Origin of the sequence: Actinomadura sp. NTSP31, assembly GCF_041951385.1 — a bacterium.
Classification (GTDB): domain Bacteria; phylum Actinomycetota; class Actinomycetes; order Streptosporangiales; family Streptosporangiaceae; genus Spirillospora; species Spirillospora napierensis.
Genome location: NZ_JBGNUT010000046.1, coordinates 1 through 13,034 on the forward strand (window position 1 = coordinate 1; position 13,034 = coordinate 13,034).

The 13,034-nt window shown below is 75.1% G+C and carries 14 protein-coding genes; 9 read left to right on the forward strand and 5 right to left on the reverse strand.

Translation table 11 applies throughout. The features are described 5' to 3' along the window. Positions 1 to 219: 219 nt before the first annotated feature. Positions 220 to 1,344 (forward strand): tetratricopeptide repeat protein, encoded by a 1,125-nt coding sequence (locus ACA514_RS44710; RefSeq protein WP_375047570.1) that lies wholly within the window; start codon positions 220 to 222, stop codon positions 1,342 to 1,344. 2 nt (positions 1,345 to 1,346) lie between these two features. On the opposite strand, the gene ACA514_RS44715 is transcribed toward ACA514_RS44710, so the two are convergent. Next, a complete protein-coding gene (locus ACA514_RS44715) occupies positions 1,347 to 1,763 on the reverse strand; it encodes a PPOX class F420-dependent oxidoreductase (RefSeq protein WP_375047571.1) in 417 nt (138 codons plus the stop codon). A gap of 64 nt (positions 1,764 to 1,827) precedes the next feature. On the opposite strand from ACA514_RS44715, the gene ACA514_RS44720 reads away from it, so the two are divergent. Beyond that, the gene (locus ACA514_RS44720; protein WP_375047572.1) at positions 1,828 to 2,442 is read left to right on the forward strand and encodes an alpha/beta family hydrolase; all 615 of its coding nucleotides are present in this window, start codon (positions 1,828 to 1,830) and stop codon (positions 2,440 to 2,442) included. 140 nt (positions 2,443 to 2,582) lie between these two features. Here the strand turns inward: ACA514_RS44720 and ACA514_RS44725 are convergent, their stop codons facing one another. After that, positions 2,583 to 2,786, reverse strand: a complete 204-nt coding sequence (locus ACA514_RS44725) for a DUF5999 family protein (RefSeq protein WP_375047573.1) — start codon at positions 2,784 to 2,786, stop codon at positions 2,583 to 2,585. A 365-nt stretch (positions 2,787 to 3,151) separates the two neighbouring features. Here ACA514_RS44725 and ACA514_RS44730 point away from each other — a divergent pair, with 365 nt between their 5' ends. Genes ACA514_RS44730 through ACA514_RS44740 form a run of 3 tightly spaced genes read left to right on the forward strand, consistent with a single transcriptional unit; the run spans position 3,152 to position 5,996 of the window. Continuing rightward, on the forward strand, positions 3,152 to 3,880 hold the full coding sequence (locus tag ACA514_RS44730) for a (Fe-S)-binding protein (RefSeq protein ID WP_375047574.1): 729 nt from the start codon (positions 3,152 to 3,154) through the stop codon (positions 3,878 to 3,880). Next, positions 3,877 to 5,343 carry a lactate utilization protein B gene (locus ACA514_RS44735; RefSeq protein ID WP_375047575.1) on the forward strand — a complete coding sequence of 489 codons (1,467 nt, stop codon included), beginning with the start codon at positions 3,877 to 3,879 and terminating at the stop codon, positions 5,341 to 5,343. Before ACA514_RS44730 ends, ACA514_RS44735 begins: the two co-directional genes overlap by 4 nt. Next, positions 5,340 to 5,996: a lactate utilization protein C gene (locus ACA514_RS44740; protein WP_375047576.1), complete on the forward strand. Its 657-nt coding sequence runs from the start codon at positions 5,340 to 5,342 to the stop codon at positions 5,994 to 5,996. The genes ACA514_RS44735 and ACA514_RS44740 overlap by 4 nt, the downstream gene beginning before the upstream one ends. Before the next feature lie 11 nt (positions 5,997 to 6,007). Here the strand turns inward: ACA514_RS44740 and ACA514_RS44745 are convergent, their stop codons facing one another. Then, positions 6,008 to 6,577 carry a TetR/AcrR family transcriptional regulator C-terminal domain-containing protein gene (locus ACA514_RS44745; protein ID WP_375047577.1) on the reverse strand — a complete coding sequence of 190 codons (570 nt, stop codon included), beginning with the start codon at positions 6,575 to 6,577 and terminating at the stop codon, positions 6,008 to 6,010. Positions 6,578 to 6,748: 171 nt separating this feature from the next. Between ACA514_RS44745 and ACA514_RS44750 the strand changes: the two genes are divergently transcribed. After that, positions 6,749 to 7,186, forward strand: coding sequence for a plectin (locus tag ACA514_RS44750; RefSeq protein ID WP_375047578.1), 438 nt, complete (start codon positions 6,749 to 6,751; stop codon positions 7,184 to 7,186). Positions 7,187 to 7,410: 224 nt separating this feature from the next. Beyond that, positions 7,411 to 8,139: a maleylpyruvate isomerase N-terminal domain-containing protein gene (locus tag ACA514_RS44755; protein WP_375047579.1), complete on the forward strand. Its 729-nt coding sequence runs from the start codon at positions 7,411 to 7,413 to the stop codon at positions 8,137 to 8,139. Here ACA514_RS44755 and ACA514_RS44760 read toward each other — a convergent pair. Then, on the reverse strand, positions 8,087 to 9,460 hold the full coding sequence (locus ACA514_RS44760; protein ID WP_375047580.1) for a nitrate/nitrite transporter: 1,374 nt from the start codon (positions 9,458 to 9,460) through the stop codon (positions 8,087 to 8,089). The genes ACA514_RS44755 and ACA514_RS44760 overlap by 53 nt on opposite strands. Before the next feature lie 187 nt (positions 9,461 to 9,647). Here ACA514_RS44760 and ACA514_RS44765 point away from each other — a divergent pair, with 187 nt between their 5' ends. Further along, positions 9,648 to 9,896: a hypothetical protein gene (locus ACA514_RS44765; RefSeq protein ID WP_375047581.1), complete on the forward strand. Its 249-nt coding sequence runs from the start codon at positions 9,648 to 9,650 to the stop codon at positions 9,894 to 9,896. Positions 9,897 to 9,987: 91 nt separating this feature from the next. Here ACA514_RS44765 and ACA514_RS44770 read toward each other — a convergent pair whose 3' ends face one another. Beyond that, positions 9,988 to 10,479 (reverse strand): NUDIX hydrolase, encoded by a 492-nt coding sequence (locus ACA514_RS44770; RefSeq protein ID WP_344284743.1) that lies wholly within the window; start codon positions 10,477 to 10,479, stop codon positions 9,988 to 9,990. A gap of 290 nt (positions 10,480 to 10,769) precedes the next feature. Between ACA514_RS44770 and ACA514_RS44775 the strand changes: the two genes are divergently transcribed. Next, positions 10,770 to 12,848 carry a molybdopterin oxidoreductase family protein gene (locus tag ACA514_RS44775; RefSeq protein ID WP_375047582.1) on the forward strand — a complete coding sequence of 693 codons (2,079 nt, stop codon included), beginning with the start codon at positions 10,770 to 10,772 and terminating at the stop codon, positions 12,846 to 12,848. Positions 12,849 to 13,034: the final 186 nt, after the last annotated feature.

A 13,034-nucleotide genomic window follows, 5' to 3' on the forward strand; every position in this document is an offset into this window, starting at 1 on the left:
CGCCCCCGGCGGGCGGGCCCGCTCCGCTCGCTGCACTCGCTCCGCGTGCCCGCCCGTGGCCGGTGGCTGAGGTCTGGTCTTCCGGACGGGTGTTCAGCCGGCGCGGGGGACGCGGCCGTGTGCGTGATCTTGGTGGGGTTTCTGAGTGTCGGCCGGGACGGGGCGGTGTCCGGTCGCTAGGCTCTGGGCGGACCCCGACCCCCAGAGGGCAGAAGACCGATGAGCGAGTCCGCGGCCGGCGATCCGGCCCTGTTGTGCGAGGAGGCGCGGAGCCTCGCGGAGAACGGCGCGGCCCGCGAGGCCGCGCTGCTGTTCGAGCGGGTGCTCGCCCTCGGCGACACCCCGTGCCGCGCGCAGGCCGCGCTCGGCCTCGCGGTCGTGCTGGACGACGGCGGGGACGTCGAGGCGGCCCGCGAGGCCGACCGGGCCGCCATCGCCACCGGCGACCCCGAGTACGGGCCCCGCGCCGCCTACCACCTCGCGCTCACTCATGAGCGGGCCGGCGAGCACGAGGAGGCCGCGCCGGCCTGGCGCGTCGTCGTCGACTTCGGCAACCCGGCCTACCTGCCGCCCGCCCATCTCGCGCTGGCCCGGTTCGCCGACGACGCCGGCGACTTCGAGGAGGCGCGCGGGCACTGGGAGGCGGCGGTCGGGACGGGCGACCCCGAGTACGGGCCGCCCGCCGCGCACGAGCTGGCCCAGCGGCTGCTGGAGCGCGGCGAGCCCGCACGCGCGCAGCGGGTGCTGGCCGCCGGGCTCAGGCTGATCGACCGGGACGGCGCGCCCTACGCCTACGCGCGGCTCGCCGTCGCGCTCGGCATCTCCTACCTCGACCAGGCCGTCGGCGCGTTCGGCGCGGCGCTCGGCGACCCGGCCGACCCCGCCGACCCCGAGGTCGGGCCGCTCGCGACGGAACTGCTGGCGCGGACGCTGCCGCTGCGCGGGCGCGGCCCGGAGGCGGGCGAGGTGTGGCGGCGCGGGCTCGCCGACCCCGGAGTCGCCGGGCAGGTCCGGGCCCGGCTGCGCCGCGACTTCGGCGACGATCCCGACGACGCGGCCGACCCCGCCGACCTGTGGTGGGAACCGGTCGTCGAGCAGGCCGTCACCGACGGCACGCTGCCCGCCCTCGCCGGCGAGGCGTTCGGCGCCCTCGACCACATGTACGCGCTGCTGGCCGTCCGGTACGCCGGCGAGAGGCCCCCCGGGGAGGCGCCGGACGCCGTCGGCGACGCCGTCCGCGTCCCCGACGGCTACCCGTGGGGCCCGCTGCTGCACGAGAGCTTCGCCGAGCGGCTGCGGCTGGCGATGGGCGAGCCGGCGCCGCCCGACCGCCCCACCGCCTGACCTCAGTGCGCGACGTCGCGCTCGGCGACCACCTTGGTGATCCGGGCGCGGACGAGGTACTCGCCGGGGACGGCGTTGCGCTTCCCGAACTCCTCGCCGCGCTCGGGGCCCATGTAGCGGCGGCCGAGGACGGTCGCCCACCTGAGCAGCTCGTCCATGTCCTCGACGAGGCGGGCCTCGGCCTGGATCATCACGTACGAGTACGGCGGGGTCTGGTCGTCCACGCACACCGACAGGCGCGGGTCGCGGCTCAGGACGCGGCCCTTGATGCTCTCGTTGTGCGTGGTGAACAGCAGGTCGTCGCCGTCGAGGACGAACCAGACGGGCGTGACGTGCGGCGTGCCGTCCTTGCGGGTGACGCCGGCCTTTCCGGTGCGGGTGCCCTCGGAGACGAAGGCGCGCCATTCACTGTCGGTCATCTGCTCCATCCGTCCAGTGTGCCCCACAAGATCATCGGCCATGCCCGGCGGATACGGTGGCGGTATGCAGATCCAGACCGCGCGCGGGCCCGCCGAGGCGACCCTGGACGAGCCGGACCGCCCGGCGTTCCTGCTGGTGCTGACGCACGGGTCGAACGGGGGAGTGGACGCGCCGGACCTGCTGGCGGTCCGGGACGCCGCGCTCGGCCTGGGCGGCGCGGTCGCGCGGGTCCTGCAGCCGTTCCGGCTGGCGGGGCGGCGGGCGCCCGGCCCGGCCGCCAAGCAGGACGAGGCGTGGCTGGAGGTCATCGGGGTGCTGCGGGAGCGGTTCGGGGACGTCCCGCTCGTCCAGGGCGGCCGCAGCAACGGCGCGCGGGTCGCGTGCAGGACGGCGGTGCGGGCCGGCGCGGCGGGCGTCATCGCGCTGGCGTTCCCGCTGCACCCGCCGGGCAGGCCCGAGAAGACCCGGGTGGACGAACTGCGCGGCGCGGGCGTGGAGGTGCTCGTCGTCAACGGGGACCGCGACCCGTTCGGGGTGCCGGACGCGGCGGACGCGGCTCAGGTCACGGTGCTGCCGGGGGAGCGGCACGACCTGAACAGGAACCCGGCCGAGGCGGGCCGGGCGGCGGAGCCGTGGCTGCGGCGCTGGGCGGCGTCCCCCGTCCGGAGCGGCCGCTGACGGGGCCCGCCGACAGGGCCGCCGAAAGGGCCGGAGAAACAGAACGCCTCTGGGCCCGGTGCGGGCCCAGAGGTCGTGGTCGGGCGGGCGTGCCCCCGAGGATGATCACCCGTTCGAACTAGTCCCCCGTCGGAGACTGGTCACGCGGCGGACGGCGCCTTGAGGTCCGTCGGCCGGTGCGGTGCGATGACTGCTCCGTCGGGCAGCAGCTCGCCGGTGTCCTCGAAGAGCACGACACCGTTGCACAGCAGGCTCCACCCCTGTTCGGGATGGGCGGCGAGCGTCCTGGCGGCGTCGCGGTCGGATGCGTTGTGCGAGGGACAGGGCGGCTGGTGCGGGCACATCGGCGTGCCTCCGGTCTCAACTACTGGTCGGTTGTTGTGCTTATCTCTTATGACGCACCCCAGTGTGGAACGGTTCGCCCGGACCGGCCATAGCCCGTTGGGACGGTTGTCCCGTGGTACCGGAGTACCGGTGATCTGTGACCCGTCTCACCCCGAGGTGCCAGGCATAGCGTCCCTCACGTGCGATAGCGGGCGAACGGCGACACGCCGTCCCGGGCGGGAAACCTTCCCGCCGGTTCCATCCTCCTTACCGGGCCGCCCGGATCCGGTCGGCGTGTGCGATCGTTTCCCCCGGACGGCGCCTCCGGGCGCCCTACGATGTCCCCCGGGGGCGAGGCTTTGCGAGGCGTGGGGGTGAGGCCGGTATGCGCGTCGCACTGTTCGTCGCGTGTTTCGACGACGCGTTGTTCCCCGCGACCGGCAAGGCCGTGACGGCGCTGCTGGAGCGGCTCGGCCACGAGGTCTCCTACCCGCCCGGCCAGACCTGCTGCGGCCAGGTGCACTGGACGACCGGCTACCACCGGGAGGCCGCCGGGCTGGCACGCGCGTTCACCGCCGCGTTCGAGGGCGCCGAGGTGATCGTCGCGCCGTCCGCGTCGTGCGCCGCCGCCGTCCGCGACGCCTATCCGCGGATCGCGCGGGCGGCCCGCGACCCCGCGCTCGCCCGCGCCGCCGAGGAGCTGGCCGTCTACGAGCTGACCGAGTTCCTGGTGGACGTGCTGGGCGTCACCGACGTCGGCGCCTACTTCCCGCACCGCGTCGCCTACCACCCGTCGTGCCAGTCCGCGCGGGCCCTCGGCGTCGCCGACCGGCCGCTGCGGCTGCTGCGCGCGGTGAAGGGCCTCGACCTGGTGGACCTGCCGGCGGCGGACGAGTGCTGCGGGTTCGGCGGCGCGTTCGCGATGAAGAACGCCGACGTGTCGGTGGCGATGGTGGCCGACAAGGTGCGGCACGTCCGCGACACCGGCGCGGATGTGGTGTGCGCGGTCGACAACGGCTGCCTCGCGCACATCGGCGGCGCGCTGTCGCGGCTGCGCGGCGGCGTCCGGGTCATGCACGTGGCCGAGATCCTGGCCGGGACGGGGCCGGCGTGACCGGCGCGTCACCGGGGTCCGCCGGGGCGCCGGGGCCGCCGCGGGCGGGGGCCGCGCGGCCCAAGTTCGCCGTCGCCGCCCGGTCCGCGCTGGCCGACACCGGCCTGCGCCGCACGCTGCGCGGCGCCACCGCGGCGATCAGGGAGCGCCGGTCGGCGATTCCCGAGCCCGCCGACTGGGAGGACCTGCGCGAGGCCGGCCGGGCCATCAGGGACGAGACGCTCCTCGGCCTCGACGCGCACCTGGAGGAGCTGGAGCGTGCCGTCACCGAGGCGGGCGGCCGCGTGCACTGGGCGGCGGACGCCGCCGAGGCGCGCCGCGTCGTCACGGGCCTGGTGCGCGCCGCGGGCGCGGCGGAGGTCGTCACGTCGACCTCGTCGGCGGTGCGGGAGATCGGGTTGGACGGCGCGCTGGCCCGGGCGGGCGTGACCGTCCGCGAGACCGCGTTCGGCGACCTCGTCGCCCGGCTCGGCGAGGAGGGGCCCGCGCACCTGCTGTCGGCCGCGCCGCACCGCGACCGCGCCCAGATCCGCGAGCTGTTCGCGCGGAGGCTGCCCGGGGCCCCCGACGACCTGTCCGACGACCCGGCCGCGCTCGCCGAGGCCGTGCGCCTGCACCTGCGCGAACGCTTCCTCGGGGCGCGCGTGGCGGTCACGGGCGCGAACTTCCTTGTCGCGGAGACCGGCACGGCCGTCCTGCTGGAGTCGGAGGGCAACGGCCGGATGTGCCTGACGCTGCCCGACACGCTGATCACCGTCGCGGGCATCGAGAAGGTGGTCCCGACCTGGCAGGACCTGGAGGTCCTGCTCCAGCTGCTGCCGCGCTCGTCGTCCGGGGAGCCGATGACGCCGTACGTGTCGTCGTGGACGGGCGTCACGCCCGGCGACGGCCCTCGCGAGTTCCATCTCGTCCTGCTCGACAACGGCCGCACCAACGCGCTCGCGGACGAGATCGGGCGCGCCGCGCTGCGCTGCATCCGCTGCTCGGCGTGCCTGAACGTCTGCCCCGTCTACGAGCGGACGGGAGGCGCCCCCTACGGTCCCGTCCACCCGGGGCCGATCGGGGCGATCCTCACCCCGCAGCTGCGCGGCGTGGAGCGGGCCGCCGAGGCGTCCCTGCCGTTCGCCTCGACGCTGTGCGGGGCCTGCGCCGACGTCTGCCCGGTGAAGATCGACATCCCGGAGGTGCTGGTCCACCTGCGCGGCAAGGTGGTCGAGTCGCGCCGCCACCGGCCGGTCCCCACGCCCGAGCTGATGCTGATGCGCGGCCTCGCCTGGACGATGGGCGACCCGCGCAGGTACGAGGCGGCGCTGCGGCGCGGCACCCGGTGGGCGCGGCTGATGTCGCGCGGCGGCCGGATCCGCCGGCTGCCCGGCCTGCTCGGCAAGTGGACCGAGGCCCGCGACCTGCCCGCGCCGCCGCCGGAGACCTTCCGCGCCTGGTGGGCCCGGAGGCGCCGGTGAGCTCCCGGGACGAGGTGCTGCGGCGGGTCCGGGACGCGCTCGGCGGCGAGCGCGGCCCGCGCCCGCCGGTGCCGCGCGGGTACGCGCGCCGGCTGGCCGCCGCGGCGGCCGGCGGTCCGGACCGGGAGAGCGCGGCGGACGTGCCGGCGCTGTTCAGCGAGCGGGTCGCCGACAACCGGGCGGCGGTGCGGCACGTCGGCGCGGACGAGCTGGCCACCGCGGTCGCCGCCGCCCTGTGGGGCCGGGAGGCCAAGCAGATCGTCGTCCCGGCGGACCTGCCGTTCGGGTGGCTGGCGGAGCTGGACGGGGTACGGGCGATGGCCGACCGGCCCGCGATCGACCTCGACGGCCTCTCGGCCGCGGACGGCGTCGTCACCGGCTGCGCCGTCGCGATCGCCCAGACCGGGACCGTGGTGCTGGACGGCGGCCGGGCGCAGGGCAGGCGCGCCCTCACCCTCCTCCCGGCCTACCATCTGTGCGTCGTGCAGGCCGAGCAGATCGTCGGAACGGTCCCGGAGGCCGTGGAGCGGCTCGACCCGGCCCGCCCGCTCACCTGGATCAGCGGGCCGTCCGCGACGTACGGCGTCGAGATGGTGCGGGCGGAGGGCATGCACGGCCCCCGGCACCTCGAGGTGCTGGTCGTCGAGGACTGACCCGGGCGCCGTTATCCGGCGCCCGCGAGGACGAGGTCGAGGCCGGCGGTGAACCGGGCGTCCCAGTCGACCGCGCGGTCGGCGCCGTCCTCCTCCGTGCCGCGGATCTCCAGGGCGGCGTGCCCGATCACGTAGCCGAGCAGCGTGTGCGCGGCGACGGCGGCGGACTCCTCGCGCACGCCGCCCCGCCGCAGCACCTCGCGCAGGGACGCGACGGTCGTGGCGAGCGCGACGGGGTTGCGCCGGGTGACCACGAGCGGGAGCACGCCCGCGTGCGCCAGGAGCCGGGCGCGGTAGTCGCCGGCCCAGGAGCGCAGGACGTCCCGCCATGACCCCGCGGCCGCGCCGGTGTCGGCGGGGGCGGACGCGACGTGCGCGACGAGGCCGTCCAGCAGCTGCTCCTTGCCGCGGGGGAGGTGGTGGTAGATCGCCATCGCCTCGACCTCCAGGGCGTCGCCGAGACGGCGCATGGTGAGGCGGCCGAGTCCCTGGCCGTCGACGATCTGCAGGGCCGCCTCGGTGATGCGCTCGATGGACAGCGGCGCGCGGTTCTGGGCGTTGATGCTGGGCTGCCTGACCATGGGGGCAAGCGTACGGGGGTCCGCCGACATGATCGGGGATGCCGCGGGGACCTGCGCGGGGACATCGCGACCCGGTGTTACCTTACTGTGTAAAGGCGCCGACTTCGGTGTCCGGCGTCACACTCGGCGACCGGCGCGCGTACGCTGGCCTCCATCGTGACGATGAAGATCGTGAGCTTGAGGAGTATCGCCATGCCGCTGATCCGCAGGGTGGGCAAGGACGTCGCGGAGCAGTACGAGGCCGACGAGCGGCTGGCCGCCGACTACGACGCGCGCATCGCGGCCGCCTCCGAGGCCGAGCGCGCCCTGCGCGACGCCCAGGGCGCCGACGCGTCCGGGACGGGGCTGCACGAGCTGACCATCGCCTTCGACAAGGCCCTGACCGAGGCGCTCGCCGCGGCCGAGGCGGCCGAGCGGGTCGCCATGGGCCCGAAGGTCTACGTGTCCGAGGCGCAGGACGCCACGGCGCGCCGCGCCGCGGAGATCGCGCGCCGCAAGGCCAAGGCGCGCCCGTCCGTGCGGCCGTGGACCGACGAGGTCGACCGGCTGCGCACCGCGCGCGAGGCGCACCGGCTGAGCTTCCGGACCCGTCCCGCCGCGGCCGTCTGAGCGGGCGCCGCCGGCGGCCGGGGGGCCGCGGCGGCGGCCCGGGACCACGTGTGACGACGTGGGACGACACAGCACCACCGAGTGGCACCGGCCACCGAACTTTGAGAGTCTGCCCTCTCGGGGAACGCCGGGGCGGCCCGCGCCGCCCGCCGCGAGCTCGCGGCGGGCGCGGGACGCGCTCCGGCGGAGAGGGCGCTGGTGCCCTGGACGCGGGGGGAAGTCACGTGGAGCGCACGCCGCCGGACCGGTGCCGCGTACTCGAGTCCTACCAGGACGGGACGCGGGCGATCCGTGCGCTGGCGTCGGCGGTCGAGGACTGGGACGTGCCGACGCCGTGCGCCGACTGGCAGCTGATTGACCTGGCCGGGCACCTGCGGTGCGTGGCGGAGAACTTCCTGGAGTACCTGCAGGACGCGCCGGACAGCCGGCTGGCCAAGCTGTTCGCGCAGGACGCGGCGTCGGCGGTGCTGATCCGCCAGCAGGCGCGGCAGAACGCGGCGGAGCTGGCGGTGCTGCCGCCGGAGCCGGGCCCGGAGCGGATCACGGCGTTCTCCGTCTCCGCCGGGGCCTACGCCGACCTGATGCCCGACATGTGGGACCGCACCCACCTGATCTACCGCGGCACCAAGTACACCGTCGGCGACCACGCGGGCGCGGCCTGCGTGGAGTGGCACCTGCACGCCTGGGACATGGCCCGCGCGATCGGCGCCGACTACCGGCCGCGCGACCCCGAGGTGCTGGTGTCGGCGTGGCACTGGGGGGTCCCGCACCTGCCGCTGGCCTCGGGGGACGCGTGGGAGTCGGTGCTGCGGTCCTCGGGCCGGGCGCCGAACTGGCCGGACCCCGTTGAGGGGCCCGGCCGGTCGCGGGGCGGGCGGCAGCGCAACGCGCGGCAGGGCGTCAGACGCCCTCCGGCCTCCTCGGGTGGCGCCGCAGGTAGACCGTCCAGGTGACCACGCAGCACAGCGCGTAGAAGGCGATGAACGCGATGTAGGCGGCGTCGCCGGTGCCGGAGTCCAGGAACGACTGGCGGAAGGCGACGTTGACCAGCACGCCGCCGAACGCGCCGATCGCGCCGGCGATCCCGATGAGCGCGCCGGACAGCCGCCGCGCCTCGTGCTGGGCGGCGTCCGCGTCCTCGCCCCCGGCGATCCGCAGCCGCGCCTTCGCCTGGAAGATCGCCGGGATCATCTTGTAGGTGGACCCGTTGCCGACGCCGCTGAAGCCGAACAGCAGGACGAATCCGGTGAGGAACAGCGCGAGCGAGCCGCTGCGGGAGGCGATGAGCACCAGCACCGCCGAGACGGCCATGGCGACGAAGTTCCAGAACGTGACCTTGGCGCCGCCGATCCGGTCGGCGAGCCGGCCGCCGACGGGGCGGATGAGCGAGCCGAGCAGCGGGCCGAGGAAGGTCAGGTAGGCGGCCTTCACCGGGGTGTCGAAGTCGGCCTTGAACTGCACCTGCAGCACCTGCCCGAACGCGAACCCGAACCCGATGAACGACCCGAACGTGCCGATGTACAGCAGCGACATGATCCAGGTGTGGGCGTCGCTGCACACGTCCCGCATCGCCCGCTTCTCGTTGCGGGCCTGCGAAAGGTTGTCCATGTAGAGGGCGGCGCCGAGCGCGGCGAGGACGATGAACGGGATGTAGATGCCGGCGACGAGGCCGGGGTGGCCCTTGCCCGCCGTGGCGAGCACCAGGAGCCCGACGAGCTGGACGACGGCGACGCCGAGGTTGCCGCCGCCCGCGTTGATCCCGAGCGCCCAGCCCTTGAGCCGCTGCGGGTAGAACGCGTTGATGTTGGCCATCGACGAGGCGAAGTTGCCGCCGCCGACGCCCGCGATCGCGGCGAGGACCAGCAGCGTGGAGAAGGACACGCCCGGCTTGATCAGGAACGCGGCGAGCACCGCCGGGACGAGCAGCAGCGACGCGCTGACGACCGTCCAGTTGCGTCCGCCGAACCGGGCGACGGCGAAGGTGTAGGGGACCCGCAGCACCGACCCGACCAGCGCCGGGACGGAGGTGAGCAGGAACTTGCCGGCCGGGTCGATGCCGTAGGCGGGGCCGAGGAACAGCACGACCACCGACCACATCGTCCAGACCGAGAAGCCGATGTGCTCGGAGAAGATGGACATGACGAGGTTGCGGCGGGCGACGCGGGAGCCGGTCGCGGCCCAGAACTCCGGCTCCTCGGGCCGCCAGTCGTCGATCCGGCGGCCCCTGAGCGGGCCGCCGCGCTCGGTCCGCGCGGCTTGGGTGGTGACGGTCATCGTGTCTCCCTGTGGTCTGTGTCGCGGCACGACCGTAGGAGCGCGCGGTTTCGTGCTTGTGCAGCCGGTGATGCAACGGTGATAACTCCACTGCACAGCGTGGCCTCGCCCGATGTGAGACGGGTGGGGCCGCTCCCGCCGGGGTAGACAGTGATCGCGGCGCGGCGGGGGGAGGAGAACAGGACCGATGGCGACCTGCGAGGTCTGCGGGAACGACTACGCGATGGCGTTCGAGGTGCACGCGCAGGGCAGCGTGCACACCTTCGACTCGTTCGAGTGCGCGATCACCCGGATGGCGCCGATCTGCGAGCACTGCGAGTGCCGGATCCTCGGGCACGGTGTGGAGGTGGACGGGCGGTTCTACTGCGGCGCCCACTGCGCGCGCGCCGCCGATCCGGTGGGCGCCCGCCTCATCCAGGACGCCGCGCCGGTGTAGGCGCGGCGCGTCCGGCCGGCGGGGCGGCCCGCCATCGGCGCGACTGGTGAGCGGTGCGGTCGGCGGGCGGTGCGGTCGGCGGGCGGTGCGGTCAGCGGGCCGTGCCGAACGCGGGCTCCCGGCCGTCCTCCAGGTAGACGGGGCGGCCGTCGGCGAGGGCGCGCAGGCTGGGCTCCATCCGGCGCGACACGTGCGCGGGCGACAGCTCGGGGATCTTCTCCGGCGCGACCAGGACGTGGTCGGACAGCTCGTCGGGCGGCAGCCGGATGGCCTCGAGCTCGGCGTCGGTGATGGCGCCGCCGAAGACGAACACGTTGACCGAGTCGACGCCGTCGTCGCGCGGGGAGCCCCAGTCGACGCAGACCAGGCCGTCCAGGCGGGGGACGAACCCGAGCTCCTCCCGGCATTCGCGGACGCACGCCGCGAGCGGGGACTCGTCGGTCTCGATGACCCCGCCCGGCAGGAACCAGCCTTCGCTGTAGGTGGGCTTGACCAGCAGGACCCGCCCGAGGTCGTCCAGGAGCAGGGCCGCCGCGGCGCCGCGGGAGCGCGGCAGCGAGGCGTAGTAAGCAAGGTCGGGCATGTACCGAGATTAGGCCGGATGGCCGTCGGGTGATCCGCGGGGCGGCGGGGCGGGGACCGCATTTTCCGCGAGATCGCCGGGCCGCCAGTGAATCCGGTTCGGTATTCGGCCGGTCGGTGACGAATGGACCCTGACAATCGCCGACAACGCTTGACACGCGATCGTCAACCTCTGTCCGGGGTGCCCGCGGTGCGCGCCTGACCTTGACGGATGTGCGGCGTGAACCGCATTTAACGCCCGGGTCACACGTGGGACCCGAGCGCGAAACGGCGCCGCCGGACTCTTCAGCCATGACCGGGACTCCTACGCATTGTCCGTACTGCGCCCTGCAATGCGGGATGAACCTCGACGGCGCGCCGGGTTCCGCGGGCTCCCCGGTGCGGGTGACGCCGCGCGACGACGTGCCCGCGAACCGGGGCGGGCTGTGCCAGAAGGGCTGGACCGCCGCCGAACTGCTCACCGTCCCGGACCGCCTGACCACGCCGATGATGCGCCGATCCCGAGACGCGCCGCTGGAACCGTGCAGCTGGGACGAGGCGCTCGACCGCGTCGCCGCCGAGATCGGGCGGCTGGCCGCCGAGCACGGGCCGGACGCCGTCGCGGTGTTCGGCGGCGGCGGGCTGACCAACGAGAAGGCGTACCAGCTGGGCAAGTTCGCCCGGGTCGCGCTGCGGACGTCGCAGATCGACTACAACGGGCGGTTCTGCATGTCGTCGGCCGCCGCGGCGTCCGGCCGGGCGTTCGGGATGGACCGCGGGCTGCCCGGCCCGGTCACCGACCTGGCGGAGTCCGGCGCCGTCCTGCTGGCGGGCGGGAACCCCGCCGAGACGATGCCGCCCTTCATGCGGCACCTCATCGAGATGCGGGAGGGCGGCGGCGCGCTCATCGTGATCGACCCGCGCCGCACCGCGACGGCGCGCCAGGCCGACCTGCACCTGCAGCCGGCGGCGGGCACCGACATCGCCCTCGCCAACGGGCTGCTGCACCTGGCGATCGCCGAGGGCCTCGTCGACGAGGACTACATCGCGGCGCGCACGACCGGGTTCGAGGCCGTCCGGACGGTCGTGAACGCGTACTGGCCGGACCGGGTGGAGCGCATCACCGGCGTCCCGGTGCCGAGCATGCGCGAGGCGGTCCGGCTGCTGGCCGGCGCCGGCCGGGCCCACGTGCTGACGGCGCGCGGCTCCGAGCAGCACGCGCGCGGCACCGACATGGTCAGCGGCTTCATCAACCTGGCGCTGGCGCTCGGGCTGCCGGGCCGTCCCGGCTCGGGCTACGGCTGCCTGACCGGGCAGGGCAACGGGCAGGGCGGGCGCGAGCACGGCCAGAAGGCCGACCAGCTGCCCGGCTACCGGAAGATCGACGACCCGGCGGCGCGCACGCACGTCGCGGCCGTGTGGGGCGTGGACCCGGACGCGCTGCCGGGGCCGGGCCGGTCGGCGTACGAGCTGCTGTCGGCGCTCGGCACCGCGGGCGGCCCGAAGGCGATGCTGCTGTTCGGGTCGAACCCGGTGGTGTCGGCGCCGCGCGCGTCGTCGGTCGAGGAGCGGCTCGGCGCCCTCGACCTGCTGGTGGTGGCGGACTTCGTGCCTTCGGAGACCGCGCGGCTCGCCGACGTGGTGCTGCCCACGGCGCAGTGGGCCGAGGAGTCCGGCACGATGACGAACCTGGAGGGCCGGGTGCTGCGGCGGCGCCGCGCGGTCGGCCCGCCGGACGGCGTCCGCACCGACCTGGAGATCATCGCGGCTCTCGCCGGGCGGCTCGGCGCGCCGGGGGAGTGGAGCACCGACTCCGAGCGGGTGTTCGGCGAGCTGCGCCGCGCGAGCGCCGGCGGCATCGCCGACTACTCGGGCATCACCTACGAGCGGATCGAGGCGGAGGGCGGGGTGTTCTGGCCCTGCCCGGGGGAGGACCATCCCGGCACGCCGCGTCCCTATCTGGACCGTTTCCCCACACCGGACGGGCGGGCCCGGTTCACGGCGGTCGAGCACCACGGCCCGGCCGAGGACGTCGACGCCGACTACCCGCTGTACCTGACGACCGGGCGGGTCCTGGCGCAGTACCAGTCGGGCGCGCAGACCCGCCGGGTCCGGGCGCTCGCGGACGCGGCGCCGGGCCCGTTCGTGGAGCTGCATCCCGACCTCGCCGAGCGGCTCGGCGTCGAGGACGGCCAGGACGTGAAGGTGGAGAGCCGCCGGGGCGCGGCCACGGCGGCGGCGCGCGTCACGGACGCGATCCGCCGCGACACGGTGTTCATGCCGTTCCACTGGGCGGGGGAGGGGCGCGCGAACCTGCTGACCAGCACCGCGCTCGATCCGGTCTCGCGAATGCCGGAGTTCAAGGTGTGCGCCGTCCGGATTTCGGCGTGAGCGCCTTTTAACACGGCGGTGACAAAGGAGACCCAACCGTGAAACGGCCCCTTCGCAGACTCGGTCCCATGAACATCGGGGACGGACCGGCGGCACCGGCCACCGCACGAACCTTACAACGTCAAGGCGCCGGGTCGAGGGCGTTGACCGCCCTGCTCCCGGCCGGAAGGTCCCCGCACGCGACTC